Source organism: Mediterranea sp. An20, from assembly GCF_002160055.1.
In the GTDB taxonomy this organism is placed as follows: Bacteria; Bacteroidota; Bacteroidia; order Bacteroidales; family Bacteroidaceae; genus Bacteroides; species Bacteroides avicola.
The window spans coordinates 24917-44142 of the sequence record NZ_NFJV01000030.1; the positions used below are offsets into that span (position 1 = coordinate 24917).

The following is a 19226-nucleotide window of genomic DNA, read 5'->3' on the forward strand; positions in this document are numbered from 1 at the left end:
AAATACACACATCCCGAAAAAATAGTCTGAAATATATTTCTTAGAGCCGCAGAAAAGCTATATATTTGCAGTCCAAAAAATTAGGGAAACATTAGTAACAATATTTTTTTTAAAGAAAATGACTAAAGCTGATATTGTAAACGAAATTACAAAGAACACCGGGATTGACAAGGTCACAGTACTGGCTACCGTTGAAGCATTCATGGAAGCCGTGAAATCATCTTTAGCAAAAGATGAGAACGTATATCTCCGCGGATTTGGTAGTTTTATCGTAAAGAAAAGAGCACAGAAAACGGCTCGTAATATTTCCAAGAATACAACTATCATCATTCCGGAACATAACATCCCGGCCTTTAAGCCTGCCAAAACTTTCACTCTTTCAGTGAAAAAATAATAAACATGAGTATTAACCAGTAAAATTTCAAGAACTATGCCAAGCGGTAAGAAGAAAAAAAGACATAAAATGTCAACGCACAAGCGTAAAAAAAGACTAAGAAAGAACAGACACAAAAGCAAAAAGTAAATTTTTTAGTCTGGAAGACAAAACAAAGAACAAACTTGTGAAGCACATGTCTCGCGGGTTTGTTCTTTGTTTAAGATGTGGAGCCGCTTGAAAAGAGCGGCTATAAATTGGATTTAACAATAAAAAAGCGATTATTATTGTGACAAACGAACTCGTTGTAGATGTACAGCCCAAAGAAGTTACCATCGCCTTGTTGGAAGACAAGAGCCTGGTGGAACTGCAAAGCGAAGGACGTAACATTTCCTTCTCGGTGGGCAATATGTATTTGGGACGCATCAAGAAGCTGATGCCCGGCCTGAATGCCTGCTTCGTGGACGTGGGTTATGAGAAAGACGCTTTTCTTCACTACCAGGATTTAGGTCCTCAATTCAACTCTTTAGAAAAATACGTAAAGCAGACTTTAAGCGACAGGAAGAAACTGAATTCCATCACCAAAGCCACTATTCTGCCCGACCTGGAAAAAGACGGGACTGTAGCAAATACCCTGAAGGTAGGCCAGGAAGTAGTGGTGCAGATTGTCAAGGAACCCATCTCTACCAAAGGGCCCCGACTGACCTCCGAACTGTCTTTTGCAGGCAGATACCTGGTTCTCATCCCTTTCAACGACAAGGTTTCCGTATCACAAAAAATTAAGTCGGGTGAAGAACGGGCACGCCTGAAACAGTTGCTGATGAGCATAAAGCCCAAAAACTTCGGTGTCATCGTACGCACTGTAGCCGAAGGCAAACGCGTAGCCGAACTCGACGGAGAGCTTAAAGTCTTAGTGAAGCACTGGGAAGATGCAGTCGTGAAAATACAAAAAGCGACCAAGTTTCCGACGCTCATCTACGAAGAAACCAGTCGCGCTGTCGGCTTGTTGCGCGACTTATTCAACCCTTCTTTCGAAAGCATTCACGTTAACAACGAAGCCGTCTTCCACGAAATCAAGGATTACGTCTCCCTCATTGCCCCCGAACGGGCAGACATCGTGAAGCTCTACAAGGGAAAACTTCCCATCTTCGACAATTTCGGCATTACCAAACAAATCAAGTCGTCATTCGGCAAAACCGTTTCCTATAAAAGCGGAGCCTACCTGATTATTGAGCATACTGAGGCGCTTCACGTAGTAGACGTGAACAGCGGTAACCGCACCAAGAATGCCAACGGGCAGGAGGCCAACGCGCTGGAGGTGAATCTGGGAGCTGCCGATGAACTGGCAAGACAGTTGCGACTCAGAGATATGGGAGGTATCATCGTGGTGGATTTCATCGACATGAACCTGGCCGAAAACCGACAGAAACTTTACGAACGCATGTGCCAAAACATGCAAAAAGACAGAGCCCGACACAACATCCTGCCGCTCAGCAAATTCGGACTGATGCAGATTACGCGCCAGCGCGTGCGTCCGGCCATGGATGTCAATACCGAGGAAACGTGTCCAACCTGTTTTGGCAAAGGCACTATCAAGCCATCTATCCTCTTCACCGACACGCTGGAGAGTAAAATAGACTACCTGGTAAACAAACTGAAGATAAAGAAATTCTCACTCCACATCCATCCCTACATCGCTGCCTATGTCAACCAGGGCATTATGTCGCTGAAACGCAAGTGGCAGATGAAATACGGATTGGGCATCAAGATCATTCCTAACCAGAAACTCGCATTTCTGCAATATGTCTTCTACGACCAGCATGGCGAAGAAATAGACATGAAGGAAGAAATCGAAATCAAATGAAACTAAAAGAAAAGAGGGTATGTTAATGACAACATTACCCTCTTTTTTATTATACAGTTCAAACAGGCCCGCTGTTTTCCATAGACAACCTCTTATTCGGTTTCGGTCACAACAGCCCGCTTCTTCCGGAACACTATGGCATCGGCCAGGAAATAATTGAAAAGACCGGAAATAATCAGGGCGGCAAAGTTACAATAAATAACATCCCATCCGAAAATCTTCTCGAAAAGCAACAGGAAAAGCATCTTCACCAGGAATCCCACTCCCGAAGAAAGATTGAAGATGACAAAACGGTAGCAGAAATCACGCGTGCTCCGCTGCCCGATACGGCTTTTCCAAATCCAGCAATAAGACCATAGAAAGTTGCTCAATACGGCAAACTCAAATGAAATGATGGGAGAAAGTACATATATCGTCCAATAAGTGCTGAACAGGAAATCAGAACAAATCCAAAGCACCAGCGTATCAATACCGGTACCAAACAGACGCGTTGCCAAAAACTCCAAGTATGTTTTCAACAGTCTCATCACATTCTTACGCCTTATCATCCGCCTTCGAGTTAAATGGTTTTAAGGGGTCACGCAAAGACAAAACCTTGCGGTCTTTGACGAACTGACAAAAATGTATAAGGAAAAGAAAAGCGGCAATAGCCAACCCGATGAAATCGAATACTCCGAAATCGCATCCCAAAACCAGATAACGGGTATCCGTCCCCGGCGTATACATATAAACCGTATTGAGAATAATAACTACCAGACGGAATTCTGTAGGCCCGAAACTGCTGTAAGTCAAACGGAATTCATCCTTCAGTATCGTACAAATATATGTATAGATGGAAAGAACCAGATAACCGGCAAGTACCAGCAAAGTAACGTCCAGCCTGAAAGCCGGAGAAAGCCCGAAGCCCACACACATGATGCAAATGGTAATGGCATCCAACGTATGGTCTATGAAGAAACCGTAAACCGGTCTTTGGGCATTCCTCACACGTGCCAGTGTGCCGTCCAGACTATCACCATACCAATTGATAACCAATCCCAAAGAGGAAATCCACAAGAAATTTTTATCTACATTAGACAACAGGCATCCTATAGCACAAACTACAGCCCCCATTACTCCCACATAAGTCAGGAAATCTGAAGTAACCCAGCGAGGCTGCCTTTCGGCCAACCATACCAATGCCTTCTTCTCTGCCTTATTTAGAATAGAGGTCTGTATCCGAGAGGACATTTCTTTTCCCATCTTTTCTTCTTTTTCTATTTTCTAAATTATTTTGCAAAAGTACATCATCTTTCCCGAACTGATGGGAATTTTCTCTATTTTTTGCGACTGTTTAACAAATTAGTTTTCGGGAAAACAATCCGGAAGCGCGTCCATCCGTCATCACAGGTTCGCAAAGAAAAAGAACATCCGTGTTTGCTAAGCACTTCGCGAATGAAAACCAGCCCGATACCCTGTCCGTCGGGTTTAGTGGAGAAGAAAGGGGTAAACAATTTGGATTCTACCTCCTTACTGATACCCGGGCCATCATCGGCCACTTCCACAACGGCAGGCGCCTGGGTACGTACCAGGATATGTCCACCCCTTCCCTGCCCTTCGGCTGCATACATCAAGCTCTCGGCTGCATTTTTAATGATATTCACCAGTGCCTGCTCAAAAAGTGATGCGTCCATCTTCACCTCTCCCACCGCAGGGTCGCACTCCAGCTGCAAGGCAATGCCCGCATCGTTGCACATGCCTTCCATAAAACGCTTGCACGAAGCCGCCATCCCGTTCAGCGATACAGGCAACAGGGTGGGTTCGGGAATTTTCACCACATCGGCAAAGCGGGTGATGAAGCGGCTCATCGAATAACAGCGCTCCATGCAGACACGCATCACCTCGCAAATATCCTCCATCCCCTCCTCAGCAGCCAGCGTCTGCTCCACCGTGTCGAGCGTAGAAGTGATGCCCGCCGTTGTGTTGTTCACCTCGTGGGCAATCATCCGGATAACTTTCTCGTAGGCTTTTTTCTCTACCCGCCTCACCTCGTCCGTCATCCGCTCAATCAAGAAAAAGGGATGCTTGAAACCACAGTCGATAAAATAAGAGCGTGTACACTTATACACATTGGCATCGTTCAGACGAACCACGCGCGTTTCTTCATTGGGCAATTGCGCCAGTTCGGCAGCCAGCGGAGAATCCAGTTGCTCTATTTTTTTCCCTGCCACAGGCACAGGACCTATATCCAGCATCTTTACCGCCATCGGATTCATCTGATTGATTTCCTCGTTCAACGTCAGGATAATGACTCCCATCGGAGAGGCCTGGATAAGCAGGTCCAGGAAATAGTTCTGCTCACGCATGCGGAGACGCTCGTTTTTCAACTGGTCCATCATCCGGTTAAAGATGTTCACCAAACGGTCTGCTTCATACTGCCCCACGGGAGCCAGACGGCTACTGAAATCCTGTTCGCGCAACAGTTCCATGCCATTGCCGATGGTGTTCAGCGGCTTCACTATCCGCTGATAGAAAACAGAAAGATAAACCAGAAGGAAAAAGATGGCTCCTTCGGCCACAAATCCGTAAATAGGGGGCATCTGGTGAAAGAAGTAACCGATATAGACTCCCAAGCCCACCAATACAATGACCAGAATAAAAAACAAAAACTTAATGCGCACGGTTCAGACAGATTTAAATTCCGCCGGCAGTCATTCGCCACCGGTCCATTCTATGATGCCCCATTGATGTTTCCCAATGCTATCCCATATTTTTCCAGCCTCCGATAAAGCGCCGCCCTGCTGATGCCCAAAGCTTGTGCCACCTGGCTGAGATTGCCTTTGTGCAAGTCGAGCGTCTGCAGAATGGTACGGCGTTCAATCTCGTCCAAGGTCAGGCCAGCCCAAGGCAGCGCATCCGTCTTCTTCTTTTGCTCGCCCAGATACTGGCATTGTGCCTCGAAGTCTGCTGCTTCCAAGACTTTTTTCCCACAGACCAGGATGGTGCGTTCCACCAGGTTTTTCAATTCACGGATATTTCCCGGGTAAGGCAGCCGCTCCAGAAATTGCAGGGCATCGGCAGCAAACTCAGTCCGGGGCAGTCCGTTGGCTTCTGCCTGGCGGTCGGCAAAGTGTCTGGCCAGCAGGGCAATGTCCTCCTTCCGCTCGCGCAAGGCAGGCAAATGAATGGTAATCAGGTTGATGCGGTAAAACAGGTCTTCCCGGAAAGTATGTTCCTGCACCATCTTGCGCAAATCGGCATTCGTTGCCGAAACGACACGCACATCCACCTTCCGCGGACGGCTGTCGCCCAAGACCTCGAAGGTCTGGTCCTGCAACACACGCAGGAGTTTCACCTGACACGACAAATCCAGGTCTCCGATCTCATCCAGAAAGATGGTACCCTTGTCTGCTAATTCAAAACGACCGACACGATCGGCCACAGCATCCGTAAAAGCCCCCTTCCGGTGACCGAACATCTCGCTTTCAAACAGGCTCTGCGAGATACCTCCGAGATTCACCTTTACAAAAGGCTGGGTTGCCCGGCGACTATTCCGATGAACGGCCTCCGCTATGAGTTCCTTACCCGTACCGCTCTCGCCGGTCACCAGCACAGAAGCATTGGTGGGAGCAATGCGTGCCACTGTATCGAGCACCTCCATCAGCCCCCTGGACTTACCGATGATGCGGCTGCGGTCAAAAGAGCGGTCTCCGACAGTCTGCCCGACAGGAACATTGAGTTGCAAGGCTGTTTCTATGCGTTGCAGCAAAGCAGCATTGTTCCAAGGCTTGGTCACAAAGTCAAAGGCTCCCGCCTGCATTCCCTGCACGGCAAGCTGAATGCTTCCCCAGGCAGTCATCAGGATGACAGGCACCTTCGGGCAAAAAATCTTCACTTGCTTGAGCAAGGTAAGCCCTTCTTCACCACTGGTGGAAAGAGAAAAATTCATATCCATCAAGATAAGGTCGGGAGCTTCGGTCCTCACTTCCTGCATGGCATCGCGCGGACCGGGCACTGCCTTGGCCTGATAGCCCGCCCGTTTCAACATAAACAGAAGCGAGGAACGCACAGCATTATCATCATCTACAATCAATATCATAAGCCATTAATCAATAAGCTATCCAAGTTTTACACAGACTCAACTTTTTATCAATCGACAAGGATTCTGCCTGCAAAGCACAAGGCAGGACCAATCTGACTACAAAAATACATAAAGTTATCCACATCACCACTTAAGTAATCCATTAGATTTAATTTACATCAAACGCAGAGACACAGAGACACAAAGTACCGTAACTTTCTGTCGGGAAAAAATGATGAGAGGAGGACACGGAGTTCACGGCTTCGCCGCACACGAAAGAGGGGAATAACCCTGCGCCTCCATGGAGATATGTTTAACAAAAAAATAAAAACTCTGCGCCTCTGTTTCTCTGTGTTTAGTATCACTTAATTTTGCACATTTACTCATCCGGCAAGAATATGATCGCTCCATTGCATCCTCTCCGTTCATCTCACCACAGCCTCAAAATCAGCTTCCAACTCCCTGTTCTGCTCGAAGTCCCAAAGCGTCAGGCTTCTGATCTGATAGAAATAATACCAATAATAATACAGTTCGGAAATATGCTTCTGCCGCGCCTCATCCTTTGAATTCTGCGCATCATTCAAGTCAAGGGTACTGATACGGCCAATCATGAAAGTCTGCACGCTGGTATTGTAGCGCTGTTCGGCAATCTTATCCGCTTCTTCGGCGATGCCCAACTGTTGGGCCTGGTTGTTGAAATTGGCTACCAGCAGGAAAATATTCTGGTTGAAGTTCATCTGTTCTTGTTTGATGCGCGACATCTCCAGTTCGCGGTTACTCTTGGCCACCTGCACCTGTCCGCGCCTCTTGCCCCAGTCCAGCAGAGGAATGGTGAATCCCACCTGCACAATCTGATTGTCCAGCAAGTTCTGGTATGACGGCCGTAAATCCTTATTCTGCCCAGTAAATCCGACACTGGCAAACAGATTGATGCTTCGCATATTCCCCTTAGCGGTCGCCACCTGATAGTCAGCCTCCAACTGTCTCCGTCGGATGTTCTGCGCAAACGAATTCCGCTCCAAAGCCTTACCCAACACATCATCATAATGTATATCCACCTCAGGGACTTTCTCCGGCAGCACCGGATTCAGGTTTTCCTGTTCCGATACCCCCAGGAAAGAACGTAGCTGGAACATCTGCGCGTTGAGGTTACTCTCGGCTGCCGTCACATCGGCCTGTCCCTGCAAAGCATTCAGTTTCAGTTGCAGCAGGTCGTTTTTGGAGATTTGTCCCCGCTCCCGCTTGGCCAGAGCCACCTGGTAAAGACGGTCGGCATTCTCCTTGTTCTGCCGTGCCGTAGCCAGGTTCTCCTTGGCAAGCAACAAGTTGAAGAAATAAGTGATGGTGGTCATCGTCACCTCTTCGGTAGCGCTGATAAACTTCGCCTTGGCCTCCGCATAACGCACAGGTTCTATGCGGCGGTCCCACTTCAGCGTGTTCACTCCGAAGATGGGCTGCGTCAGTTCGAGGCTAACGGGTACCGACATAAACTGGTGGTAACTTCCTCTGCCCAACTGACTGACATAATCGAGCGACGAGGTAAGTGAAAGTTTCCCGCCGGTCAGCCAGATGTTCTGGTCAATGGAAAGTTCCCCGGAAAGCCCCAGCGTATTGTTGCGCACAAAGGTATAGGAACCGTCTGAATTCTGATACGAACTGTACGACTTGTTGTAGTTAGGCAACTGCCCCGTGAAATTGACCTCCGGCAAAAGGTTGGCACGGAAAGTGCGGTATTCCCAATAGGCCGTCTTCAACTCGTTCAGTGCCACGGCAGCATCCACAGACTGTACCCTGGCCAAGGCTATGGCTTCAGAAAGGGTAATGTCACGCTCATAGCCCGTCGAATCGTTGTCTTCCTGAGCGACCAATGCCGCCGGCATCAACAGACACACAACCAATAATAAGATTTTCCTCATATTTCTATCCATATTTTATTTCTTAAACGTATGCCAAACACAGAGACGCAAAGACGCGGAGTTTTTTCTGCCGCACCGGAACCGAACCGCTCTGCACTTCCTCGGTCCCGTACTCATTGCAAGGCAAAGACCGTGCCAAGTGCTCCACAAGGCCTCTGAAGAGGTTTGGTGTTCGAAAACGGACAATCCAAGTGTCCGCAAACGGACAATGTACGGACTCACTCCGCTCTATCCTTTTGGCGGTTTAAGAATTTATTCGTACCTTGGCGCATTGAAAAGCAGAAATAGACAATTAAGAAATCAATATGGACATCAACCAAGTCAAAAAAGAATTTACGGAATTGTTGCGCTCCACCGGGCGCGACGGCGTAGAAGATGTGTTGGAAGGTCTGGAAGAGATGGGGTTCTTCACCGCCCCCGCTTCGGCCAACCATCACCTGAACATCGAAGGCGGCCTGCTCATCCACTCCGTCAACACGTGTAAAGCCGCCCTCATGGTATGGGAAGGCATGAAAGCCCTGGAGCCGGGACTGGAAAAGGAGGTGCAGCGCGACAGTGTTATCATCGCCAGCTTGCTGCACGATGTCTGCAAGAGCGACATCTACATCCGCTCGGTGAAAAAGCGCAAGAACGTGCTGGGACAGTGGGAAGACTGCGAAGGATATAAAGTGTCCTACAAGAACTTTCCCATGGGCCACGGCGAGAAATCCGTCATCCTGCTGCTATGCAACGGACTGGAAATGACCGATGACGAAATGCTGGCCATCCGCTGGCACATGGGTGCCTGGGGCATCAACATGAATAGTTTTGAGGACCAACGCAGTTTCGACACTGCCCAGAAACTCTATCCGCTGGTTTCCATTGTGCAGGTGGGCGACAAGCTGGCCGCCTCTATCATGGAACGCAGTGGGGAGGAAATGGACGAGCTTTAATGTTGAAGGACTATCCGGAACCTCAATCCGCTATACGAAACGCTTTTGATCGCTTTATAAATCGAATAAACAATTTTATAAAGTCAAGCGAGATATAGAATAAAATGGATTTCTGAACCTACACTTCATTTTTTACTATTTGTATCATCCGAAACTTTCCAATATCCTGTATTTTCATCTCCTATGCGTTGGAGTCTCTTCTCTGCCTTCAGTTTATCTATGTCACGCGAAATGGTACGAGGAGAGACTTTCAATAATTCTGCTATTTTTGAAACAGAATAGTCTTTATTCTGTTTAACCAAATTGATAATAGCATCCCTACGAGCATTAGCAACTGCTATTTGGGCTTTAATTCCGCCACTGACATCACCACTGACATCACCACTGACATCACCTTTAGAATCTTCTTTTTTAGCCACATACTCAGCATTGCGTACAACGACCTTGAACGTAGTTATATCGTCCAAGACAAATTGCGCGGAAGTGTTGCCGTTTTCGATCAGTACATCTTGCACCATATTGATGCCACGCCCGAACTTGTTGACATATCCCAATGTTTTCATGGCTTCGGCCACTACAGGATTACGGTAATCGTTCTCATTGGGGAAATTTTCTATGCGGGCTTTGCCGTACAGGTTTCCAGGGTTGTCTATTTCGATGCGGTCTGAATACTCATAAAACTTTGTCGGGGCATTACTACCCTCGTATGAACGGTGCATAACTGAGTTCATAAGTAGCTCACGTATAGCCACATACGGATAGTTTATCTTCTCTTCTTCACGTAAGGCCGACACAAGGACCGGACGTTTGTTCTCGATGGTATATTTCACGAAAGAATCCAGTTCCTTCAGCATTTGTATCAAGTTGTCGGAAAAGCGGTTCTCTTTTACGACCTTGGCAGCCCTGTTCAAGCCGTCAAAACGCACATATTGGATATAGGCCCCGAAAATATACGATTGTGGATTATGTCCCAATAACAGCATCCCGGCATTGGTAGGACAGTTGTAATTCCTGTCAAACAACCTTAGCGAGGCCAGTTGTTGAACAACATCCCTTTTGTCATTTTTCAAAATCTCCGGAGAAATGGCTTTCGGCAGATAATCACTTTGAAACAAACCTATATCCAAGTTGGACGAAGGCTTACATTGAAGCATATATGTAAGTTTGTTTCAGACATTGGGCAAATCCATCCTTTTGGAGAAGGGAACACACGTACCACTGCCGTGTTCACCATGAAATACCTTCATACATTTGGATTCACATTCGACGACAGCGTATTTCAAGAACACTCAAAGACAATCCCGAAGCTACTCAAACTGAGATTGCAGCACATATCGGCAAATCTCTCCGAACCGTTAAGCGAATGACCCCCTCTTTGATAGAACATGGTTTGCTGGAACGGGAAAACGGGAAAAGAAACGGAAAATGGATCGTCAAGAAGTGATTCCAAACACAGAGACACAAGTTCCGTAACTGTCTGTCGGAAAATGATGAGAGGAGGACACGGAGTTCGCGGCTTCGCCGCACACGAAAGAGGGGAATAACTCTGTGTCTCTGTGTTTAGTATCATTTCATTTTACACATTTACTTAAGGTAATTATTTTTAAGTTCTTTCCTGCAACTCCCGTATCACATCCTCCACGATGTAGCGGTCTCCCATCAAATAAAGAGCTGTACTAGGATCATGCAGTCGTTCACAAGTCCGCGACGAATAAAATATATCCAAAGCTCGCTCTGAAGAAACACCGATTCGTTCTGCCAATAACACAATAATACGTCCTATCTTGTTCCACAAGAGAAGGTCATTCAACATAACGACCTCCTTTCTTCTTCAACTGTACGATAAAACTCTCTTTAAAATGAAGACATCTATCCACCAATCGTTGATTGAGCAAACACATCTGATGATTAGGCTGATGCTGTGCCAATTGGGCTATAGCAAAATCGGCAGACATCATACCCGCCATATAACCCTCAACCGTATCAATGACTCGGTCATTAGCCACTCCTCCTTCTATGAAATCATATTCCACCCACGGCCTCTCTCCCGAACGACTCTGCACAATAAAATCTAACCATGCCCGGTCGTAAGCCTTGAAAATCAGACAATGGAAATGATTATATACATAATCTATATCTAATTCATAGATGTTAAGTATAGCATCTGCCCGTGGCACACGCATGGCAACAGTCCTAGCCCATTGCTCAGCCTGTTCACGCAAAACAGTTACATAAAACCCTTGTCCAAAATCCAAATCCGACCGTTCATATCCAACAATGGGCTTTTGAACCTCACAAGCTGCACCATGATACACTTGCATCATCTCTCACCTCCTTCCTCATCCACCATAGACATCCCCGCCGCCTCCCAGTTATGCAAAGTTTCCAGCAACGTATCTGTCACATATTGCCGACTTTGCGTATGCAACACATCATAATAAGGGAGAATATAATGGTGTATCATTCCCACCCGAGACATACGCCTATACATCTCCGTAGCTGGAATATTCTCCCGGCGTGCAACAGCCTCGATGCATGAAGCGACAAATATCATGCGCGATTGCTCATCTGTCATTTGGCGTAACTGTTCCATCATTTGATCCTCCGTCGACAAAGATAGTAAAATTCTCCATATCACAGATTCGTTTTACTTGATTTTTCTCACGGCTAACCGACATTCTATTCTTCCCATACCTGCCTATTAGTTATCTTTTTTTATCGCTACCAAACCATACTATTCCAATGCCTTCAACATTTAAAAAAGTCCTGAACGCATTCTACTGTTAAGCGGCAAACCACTCTAACTAAACACATACTTATAATCTAACACACAGACAAACATTCAACGCAAAATATAAATGGAAATATAAATGTTTTTGTGATATGTTTCACAGCATCTTACTTATAAACAGATATTTGATAATTCAAAAGTTACCTTTTTTAGTAAAAGATAATACAAAAAAGTGAGATACTGAGCAAATCACGGAAATATGATTGAAAGTTAATGATTTATGGGGTTTTGGCGATTTGGACGGGTGCCAACTGAAACCGTGAAAATGCCAACTTGAACCGAAATTACGTTACCATCTCGTTACTTAAAATCGGAACGGGTAACAGGATGGAAAAGCCCGGCAAAACATGGCAAGAACTGCAATTATACAGGCAGTTGGCAAGGTTCGGGATGAAAAAGTCTTGCGGCAGATTCGATTGCGTTGGTCTGCTGCGGTTTACATACAGGCAAACAGCTCTACACAAGGTAATTTTGCAACCATAAAAAAGTATGAACTATGAGTAGAGCGACATTCAAGATTTTATTTTACCTCAAGCGCAACGCGCCGAAGAAGAACGGGCTGATACCGGTCATGTGCCGTATCACGGTGAACGGGAAAATCGCACAGTTCAGTTGCAAGCTGGACGTGGAGGAAAAGATGTGGAGCGTGGAAACCGGACGGCTGACCGGAAGGAGCAACGTGGCTCTGGAAGGCAACCGTATGCTGGACAAAATCCGCGTGGGTGTGAACAAGGCCTATCAGGACGTGTTCGACCGTGACACTTATGTCACGGCGGAGAAGGTACGCAACGAATACCTCGGCATGGGCATGAACCACAAGACGCTGCTTGCCGTGTTCCAGCAGCACAACGAGGACTATGCCAAATTAGTGGGCAAGATGAAGAGCCAACGCAGCTATTGGAAATACTGCGTGGTTTACAAGCACCTGTCGGAGTTCATCAAAACCCGGTACAAGGTGGAGGACATCGCCCTGAAAGAGCTTGCGCCCGCCTTCATCACGGACTTCGAGCTGTTCCTGCGCGTGGAGAAAGGGCATTGCACCAACACCGTGTGGTCGTACATGATGCCTTTCCGGAGCATCATCTTCACCGCCATCAACAACGGCTGGTTGCAGCGCGACCCGTTCTATGCCTACCACATCACGAAGGAGGAAACGAAACGCGGCTACCTGACGAAAGAGGAAATCACGCAGATGATAAACTGCACGTTCAAGAGGAAGAACTATGAACTGATACGCGACCTCTTCATCTTCTGCTGCTTCACCGGTTTGAGCTGGCGTGACATGGCGAACCTCACGGAAGAGAACCTGCAAATTTCCTTCGACGGGCATCTGTGGATAAAGACGAGCCGCCAGAAAACGGGAGTGGAAACGAACATCCGCCTGCTGGACGTGGCGAAGCACATCATCGACAAATACAAAGGCGTTTCCAAAGACGGCAAGCTGCTGCCTGTCCCATGCTATAACATCTGTAAATACGGCATCAAACAGGTAGCCAGACAATGCGGGATAAACAAAAACGTGACCTGGCACCAAAGTAGGCATTCGTATGCCACGACGATATGTCTTTCCAACGGCGTACCCATTGAAACGCTGTCGAAACTGATGGGGCATACAAGCATCCGTTCGACCCAGATATACGCGAAAATCACGGCTGAGAAGATGAGCCGGGACATGGAACTGCTCTCCCAAAAACTCGCCCCGATGGAACAGTTCATCTGCCAAGCCATTTAGAAGTTGAACCCGAAAACGAAAAGAAGCATGGAAACGAGAGGCATCATAACAATAGAAGAAAAGACGGTAGTCCTGCCCGATGCCGAAGTGTGGATGACGACCGGAGAAATCGCAGGCCTGTTCTATGTGCGCGGCGTGTCGGTGGAAGCCGCCATAAGGAAACTGAAAAAGGACGGCATCGCGGACGGCGGTTCATGCCGGCGCATACGGCTACAGGAAGCAAAAGGTTATACGGAGATTTACGGCATGGAAACGGTCATAGCCCTGTCGTTCCGGTTCGACACGGGGCAGGCGGCACTGTTCCGCAAATGGCTCGCCCGGACGGTGGCGTGTTCCAAGAAAGAGCCTACGGTCTTGTTCCTGCATCATCCGCATGGGGCATACTGCTGAACGGCACAGGCACGGTCTGAAATGAACATCGGGAGCGGCAACCCGCATGAGGGTATCCGTCTCCCGATGTTTTTTACTTGCCGCAAGCGTCAGTATGCCTTGCGGTAGTTACGTTCCAGTACCTTCTGGATGTCGCTCTCGCGGTAGAGCGTCTTGCCGCCGAACAGGAAATAGGGCAATATCCCCTCGTGGCGGTACTGCTGCAAGGTGCGCCGGCTCACGTGCAGCCTTTGCGCCAAGTCCCTGTCGGTGAGGTAACGCTCGCCGCCCATCGGTGGGATGTATCCGTCGGCGAGCCTGTCCGCCATTTTCAGGCTTCTCCGGACGGACTGCATGGCGTCGGCAAGTACGCCGCAGTCCTTTGTCAATACATTGTCATTCATCTTACATAGGATTTAGTGGCACACTTCAAGTGTCAGACGGACGGTTGTCCCGTTTCGGGAACGGGCAACAGCCGTTCCACATCCTCCGGCCTGTAATAGAACTTGCGTCCGATTTGGGAATATGCAATGCCGTGCCTGTCGCGCATGGCCTGCAAGGTCTTCGGGGTTATGCTCAGCATACGGCACACGTCCTCCGTGTCCATCCATTCGGCAAGGCGGCGGTCGCCGCCCTTTTCGGCAAGCGTCCTCACCCTGTCCTCCAATGCCTTCACTCCGGCAAGGAGCATATCGAAGGCGGTCTTCTCAATGATTACTATTTCCATTCTTTCAAAATTTTATCGGTTTGCCGCAAAGTTACACAGCCGTGGGCCGGAACCGACCGGGCAAGGAAACAGTGGCAGCTTGTGGCTCTTTTTATTGTGCCACATCAGGACATGAGGGAAACAGACGGCTTGGAATGTCCGTTTGGCGGTTTTCCATGATAAAAATGCCCGTTGAAGCCCCTGCAAGGTGGAAAATCCATAAAAATCTCACGTAAGTTACGGGTAAGTACCGTGCCCGCCCCTTTGGAATAGCCGAATTTTGCTCCCGACAAATTGATTCATTAACGATTAAAGCGATTGAGAAATGGAAATCATCACGATGGAAAGCGCCGCCTACAAGGACATCGTAGGGCGCATCGAGGAAATCGCCTCCCATGTGAGGAGGCAAGGCATGGAGGGACAGCGGAACGATACCGCCTGCCTTCTGGACAGCCGCGAAGTGATGCGCCTGCTCTGTGTCAGCCGCCGCACGCTGCAACGGCTGCGCGACGAGAAGCGCATCGGGTATGTCATCATCCGGGGCGACTGCCGTTACCCTCCGGAAGAAGTGGAACGCATCATCCGGGAGAATGCGGTCAAGACTTCACCGGAGAAACCGGAGGAACTGAAACACAACTACCGGCTCCGCACGGGCGGAAAGGCGGGCTGGAAATGAAAGGAGGAACGGCTATGGAGTTTTTAGACAGACGCACTTTCGAGGACTGCATGAGGCAGGTGTTCAGCCGCCTCGACCGTCAGGAGGAGATGCTCTCCGCCATGCGCGGTGACGTGAATGAAAAGCCGCAGGGCACCGCCTTGTTGGAAGAGGACACGATGGACAACCAAGACGTGTGCATGCTGCTCCACGTGAGCAAACGTACCCTGCAACGCTACCGCAGCGACGGGCTGCTGCCCTACCGGATGCACCGCCACAAGACCTATTACCGCAGGGCGGACGTGGAACTGTTCATCAGCACCCACATGCGGGAAATACTCCGTGACAGGGCTCAGGATAAGGCGGACAATACCAAAAGAAAATCAAACGACAAAAAAACGAACCGTAAAAATTAAACTGAAATGGAACAGAAAAAGAAAAACGAGAAAGACGTGCTGGTCGTCCGCGACGAGAAGACGGGCGAAATCAGCGTAGTAGCCGGGCTGGACAGCAAGGGCTATCCGAAGACGGCTCCGGCAAAGGCGGAACACTCGCAGGACTTCCTGCGCTTCGACCGCCACGGTGACATGGTGGACAACTTCTTCAGGAACTTCTACCGCCAGTGCAAGGAGCCGACACGCTTCGGCTTCTACCGGGTGGCGGCAGACATGGCGGATGCGGTGCTGCCGGTCATCAAGGATTTGCTGAAAGACCCTGCGGCAAACGCAGAAATGCTCGCGGCGCACAAGGTGGACACTTCGGAATACCGGAAGCAGGCGGAAACGGAGAATGTAAAACAAGAAAGCGACAATGAACCCCTTAAAAAGACAGAAGAAATGGAACAGAAAAAAGAAGAACAGAAACAGGAAGTGCAACAGCCTCAAACGGCTGAAGCGCAAGATGAGCAGCAACCGCAGAAACAGGAGAAGCCGAACCTGATAGCGGATGACCAAGTGGACTGGGCGGAATTGCGCAAGTGCGGCATCGACAGGGAAAGCCTTTCAGAAAAGGATTTGAAAGCCCTGATGAATTACGGCAAGACGGGGCTGGTGACGGTGAAGCCGACCTTCGGCTACGAGAGCTACGAGTTGCAAGCCCGCCTTTCGTTCCAGAAAGCGGAGGACGGCAAACTGAAACTCACTCCCCACTTCGTGCGCCACGAACCGCGTCTTGACATCCCCCACAACGGCTACACCTTTACGGACGAGGACAAGAAGAACCTGAAGCGCACGGGCAATTTAGGCAAGGTGGTGGATGTGGCGGATACGAGAACCGGGGAAATGCGCCAGTCGTATATCAGCATCGACCGCCTGACGAATGAAATCGTGGACGTGCCCGCCGACAAGGTGCGCATCCCCTATCAAATCGGACAGACCGGCTTGACAAAGGAAGAAATGGACATCCTGCGTGCCGGGCTTGCCCTTCCCAAAGAAGTGACATTATCCAACGGGCGCAAATTTCAGGCATTACTTCAGGTAAGCGCCGAAAAACGCGATGTGGAGTTCGTGCCGGGGCAACGACGTCAGCAACAGTCGCAGCGTCAAAGCAAGAAGCAGGACAATCCCGATGCACAGGGGCAGACGCAGGAAAACGGCGAAAGGCAACCCCGCAACCGTTCGTGGACGAACGAGGACGGCAGCATCCGCCCGATAAGCAAATGGAAAGACGACCTGTTCAACGAACAGCAAATCGCCGACTACGTGGCGGGCAGGACGGTGGTACTCGCCAACGCAAAGGACGACCAAGGGCAGCCCTGCACGAAGTACCTGAAGTTCAGCTTCGAGAAAGGCCGTCCGCTGACCTACTCGCAGAACCCCGACCTCGCACAGACCGTCGCCCCGTCGAACGAGAGCAGGACGCAGCTTGCCGTGAACAACGAGGGCAAGACCAACGAGGCGACCAAGCACGTGAAAGAGCCGTTGCAGCAGGGGCAGACCGCACCAAAGGACGAAACCCAGCAGAAACGGCAGACAAGAAAATCCAAAGGTGTGAAGGTGTCCTGATTGCCGCCACTAAATCCATCCGACAATAATCAACGGATTGAAACGGGGAGCATACACCGCCCTGTACCGCATATCCCACGGACAAGGCCGTGCCCCGTTTCATTTCCACCCGAAAAGAAACAAAAGTATCAACAAATTAGACAGAAAAAGATATGATTACCATATTGGCAGAAAAACCGAGCGTCGCCCGTGAAATAGCACGGATTGTCGGCGCGATGAAGAAAGAAGAAGGGTATTTCACCGGAAACGGCTACCACGTGACATGGGCATTGGGGCATCTGGTACAGCTTGCCATGCCCGACGGGTACGGTATCAAGGGCTTCCGGCGCGACAGCCTGCCCGTTATCCCCGAAAGGTTCGGGCTTGTCCCCCGTCAGGTGAAGACGGACAAAGGCTACAAGGCGGACGCGGCAGCGGTGAAGCAGATTAAGGTGATTACCAAACTGTGGAACGAGAGCGACAGTATTATCGTGGCAACCGACTGCGCCCGTGAAGGAGAATTGATATTCCGTTACCTCTATGCCTATACCGGCTGTACCTTGCCCTTTCAAAGACTGTGGATAAGCTCGCTGACCGATGCCGCCATCCGCAAGGGACTGAAGGAACTGAAGGACGGTCACGAGTACGACAACCTCTACCAAGCCGCCAAAGCCCGGAGCGAAGCCGACTGGCTGGTGGGCATCAACGGCACGCAGGCATTGACCGTCGCCGCCGGACGGGGCACGTATTCCGTAGGGCGTGTGCAGACACCCACGCTGGCGATGGTCTGCAAGCGTTTCTGGGAGAACAAGCGTTTCACGCCCGAACCGGTACACCAGCTTCATTTTACCGTACCGTCGGTAAGCGCAAGTGAAGTGGTAAAGTTCGCCTCGGTGGAGAAATGGAAAGACAAGGAGGAAGCCGCCGCATTATATAATAAGGTAAAGGCACAAATGTGCGCCACCGTCGTAAAAACCGAAAAGAAGGAAAAGGTGGAGAACCCTCCGCTGCTGTACGATCTGACCACGCTCCAGAAGGAAGCGAACACGAAGCACGGCTTCACGGCGGAACAGACGCTCGACCTCGTGCAGAAGCTCTATGAGGCGAAGCTCGTCACCTATCCGAGAACGTCGAGCCGCTACATCCCGGAGGACGTGTTTGACGAAGTGCCTGCGCTGTTCGACCGTCTGGCAGGTCATTCGTCCTTTGCGGAGAAGATTGCAGATATGGGCGAACTGAACCGCCGCAGCGTGGATGCCTCGAAAGTGACCGACCACCACGCGCTGTTGGTGACCCCGAACCGTCCGCTGGCTCTTTACAAGAACGAACAGTTCATCTACGACATGATTGTGGGGCGCATGATTGAGGCATTTTCCCCGGAGTGCGTCAAGGACACGACCACCGTCCGTGCGGAGTGCGAAGGCGTGGCGTTTGAAACCAAAGGGTGCATCGTCCGCAAGGCGGGCTGGCGTTCGGTCTATGGCGAGGACAGGGAGGACACCGTACTGCCCGACTGGAAGGAGGGCGACACGCTGGCGATGAACGGCTGCACGATGAGTTCGGGCATGACCCGTCCGAAGCCGCTGCACACGGAAAGCACCCTGCTGGCGGCAATGGAGACCGCCGGACGCGAGGGCGTGGAGGACGAGGAAGCGCGGCAGGCGTTGAAGGACTGCGGCATCGGCACGCCCGCCACCCGTGCCGCCATCATCGAGACCCTGCTCCGACGCGAATACATGGTGCGCGTGAAGAAGTCGCTCGTGCCGACGGAGAAAGGGCTTGCCCTGTATTCCATCGTGAAGGAGATGGACATCGCCGATGTGGAAATGACCGGGCGTTGGGAGTC

Annotated in this window: 20 protein-coding genes and 1 pseudogene; 10 read left to right on the forward strand and 11 right to left on the reverse strand. The window is 49.7% G+C overall.

Features of this window, described 5'->3' with window-relative positions; translation table 11 throughout:
- Positions 1–100 precede the first annotated feature (100 nt).
- The gene (locus tag B5F34_RS14390) at positions 101–394 is read left to right on the forward strand and encodes an HU family DNA-binding protein (protein WP_255376975.1); all 294 of its coding nucleotides are present in this window, start codon (positions 101–103) and stop codon (positions 392–394) included.
- 268 nt (positions 395–662) lie between these two features.
- Entirely contained in the window at positions 663–2237 is a 1575-nt protein-coding gene (locus tag B5F34_RS14395) for an Rne/Rng family ribonuclease (RefSeq protein ID WP_087340398.1), read from the forward strand.
- Between the two features lie 92 nt (positions 2238–2329).
- Here the strand turns inward: B5F34_RS14395 and B5F34_RS14400 are convergent, their stop codons facing one another.
- The 5 genes from B5F34_RS14400 to B5F34_RS14420 form a co-directional block, all read right to left on the reverse strand.
- Positions 2330–2764 (reverse strand): GtrA family protein, encoded by a 435-nt coding sequence (locus B5F34_RS14400; protein ID WP_204245614.1) that lies wholly within the window; start codon positions 2762–2764, stop codon positions 2330–2332.
- A gap of 7 nt (positions 2765–2771) precedes the next feature.
- Positions 2772–3479, reverse strand: coding sequence for a CDP-alcohol phosphatidyltransferase family protein (locus B5F34_RS14405; RefSeq protein WP_087340400.1), 708 nt, complete (start codon positions 3477–3479; stop codon positions 2772–2774).
- A 74-nt stretch (positions 3480–3553) separates the two neighbouring features.
- Complete coding sequence (locus tag B5F34_RS14410; protein WP_087340402.1) at positions 3554–4897, reverse strand: ATP-binding protein; 1344 nt, start codon at positions 4895–4897, stop codon at positions 3554–3556.
- A gap of 50 nt (positions 4898–4947) precedes the next feature.
- On the reverse strand, positions 4948–6315 hold the full coding sequence (locus B5F34_RS14415; protein ID WP_087340404.1) for a sigma-54 dependent transcriptional regulator: 1368 nt from the start codon (positions 6313–6315) through the stop codon (positions 4948–4950).
- A 407-nt stretch (positions 6316–6722) separates the two neighbouring features.
- On the reverse strand, positions 6723–8213 hold the full coding sequence (locus B5F34_RS14420; protein WP_087340406.1) for a TolC family protein: 1491 nt from the start codon (positions 8211–8213) through the stop codon (positions 6723–6725).
- A gap of 305 nt (positions 8214–8518) precedes the next feature.
- Between B5F34_RS14420 and B5F34_RS14425 the strand changes: the two genes are divergently transcribed.
- Entirely contained in the window at positions 8519–9145 is a 627-nt protein-coding gene (locus B5F34_RS14425) for a TraI domain-containing protein (RefSeq protein WP_239448987.1), read from the forward strand.
- Positions 9146–9270: 125 nt separating this feature from the next.
- On the opposite strand, the gene B5F34_RS14430 is transcribed toward B5F34_RS14425, so the two are convergent.
- Positions 9271–10272, reverse strand: a complete 1002-nt coding sequence (locus B5F34_RS14430) for an ATP-binding protein (RefSeq protein ID WP_162609345.1) — start codon at positions 10270–10272, stop codon at positions 9271–9273.
- 18 nt (positions 10273–10290) lie between these two features.
- Here B5F34_RS14430 and B5F34_RS14435 point away from each other — a divergent pair.
- Positions 10291–10589 (forward strand): annotated as a pseudogene (locus B5F34_RS14435) (helix-turn-helix domain-containing protein); the annotation flags it as partial.
- Positions 10590–10748: 159 nt separating this feature from the next.
- Here the strand turns inward: B5F34_RS14435 and B5F34_RS14440 are convergent.
- Genes B5F34_RS14440 through B5F34_RS14450 form a run of 3 tightly spaced genes read right to left on the reverse strand, consistent with a single transcriptional unit; the run spans position 10749 to position 11738 of the window.
- Complete coding sequence (locus tag B5F34_RS14440) at positions 10749–10958, reverse strand: DUF3791 domain-containing protein (protein WP_087340411.1); 210 nt, start codon at positions 10956–10958, stop codon at positions 10749–10751.
- Positions 10948–11469 (reverse strand): DUF3990 domain-containing protein, encoded by a 522-nt coding sequence (locus B5F34_RS14445; protein ID WP_087340412.1) that lies wholly within the window; start codon positions 11467–11469, stop codon positions 10948–10950. Before B5F34_RS14445 ends, B5F34_RS14440 begins: the two co-directional genes overlap by 11 nt.
- On the reverse strand, positions 11466–11738 hold the full coding sequence (locus B5F34_RS14450) for a DUF3791 domain-containing protein (protein ID WP_087340422.1): 273 nt from the start codon (positions 11736–11738) through the stop codon (positions 11466–11468). Before B5F34_RS14450 ends, B5F34_RS14445 begins: the two co-directional genes overlap by 4 nt.
- A 694-nt stretch (positions 11739–12432) precedes the next feature.
- Between B5F34_RS14450 and B5F34_RS14455 the strand changes: the two genes are divergently transcribed.
- Positions 12433–13668 (forward strand): site-specific integrase, encoded by a 1236-nt coding sequence (locus B5F34_RS14455; protein WP_087247918.1) that lies wholly within the window; start codon positions 12433–12435, stop codon positions 13666–13668.
- Positions 13669–13695: 27 nt separating this feature from the next.
- A complete protein-coding gene (locus tag B5F34_RS14460) occupies positions 13696–14058 on the forward strand; it encodes a hypothetical protein (protein WP_087247920.1) in 363 nt (120 codons plus the stop codon).
- An 89-nt stretch (positions 14059–14147) separates the two neighbouring features.
- Here the strand turns inward: B5F34_RS14460 and B5F34_RS14465 are convergent, their stop codons facing one another.
- Together B5F34_RS14465 and B5F34_RS14470 are read right to left on the reverse strand one after the other, a co-directional pair.
- Positions 14148–14441, reverse strand: coding sequence for a helix-turn-helix domain-containing protein (locus B5F34_RS14465; protein WP_087340413.1), 294 nt, complete (start codon positions 14439–14441; stop codon positions 14148–14150).
- 32 nt (positions 14442–14473) lie between these two features.
- On the reverse strand, positions 14474–14764 hold the full coding sequence (locus tag B5F34_RS14470; RefSeq protein ID WP_087247925.1) for a helix-turn-helix domain-containing protein: 291 nt from the start codon (positions 14762–14764) through the stop codon (positions 14474–14476).
- A 304-nt stretch (positions 14765–15068) separates the two neighbouring features.
- On the opposite strand from B5F34_RS14470, the gene B5F34_RS14475 reads away from it, so the two are divergent.
- From B5F34_RS14475 to B5F34_RS14490, 4 genes are all read left to right on the forward strand, one after another.
- Positions 15069–15419, forward strand: coding sequence for a helix-turn-helix domain-containing protein (locus B5F34_RS14475; protein WP_087247927.1), 351 nt, complete (start codon positions 15069–15071; stop codon positions 15417–15419).
- A 14-nt stretch (positions 15420–15433) separates the two neighbouring features.
- Positions 15434–15814, forward strand: a complete 381-nt coding sequence (locus tag B5F34_RS14480; protein ID WP_087248047.1) for a helix-turn-helix domain-containing protein — start codon at positions 15434–15436, stop codon at positions 15812–15814.
- A gap of 6 nt (positions 15815–15820) precedes the next feature.
- On the forward strand, positions 15821–17401 hold the full coding sequence (locus B5F34_RS14485; protein ID WP_087247929.1) for a DUF4099 domain-containing protein: 1581 nt from the start codon (positions 15821–15823) through the stop codon (positions 17399–17401).
- Positions 17402–17553: 152 nt separating this feature from the next.
- Positions 17554–19226 (forward strand): DNA topoisomerase (locus tag B5F34_RS14490; protein ID WP_087340415.1); only part of this gene is annotated, 1673 nt, incomplete at its 3' end.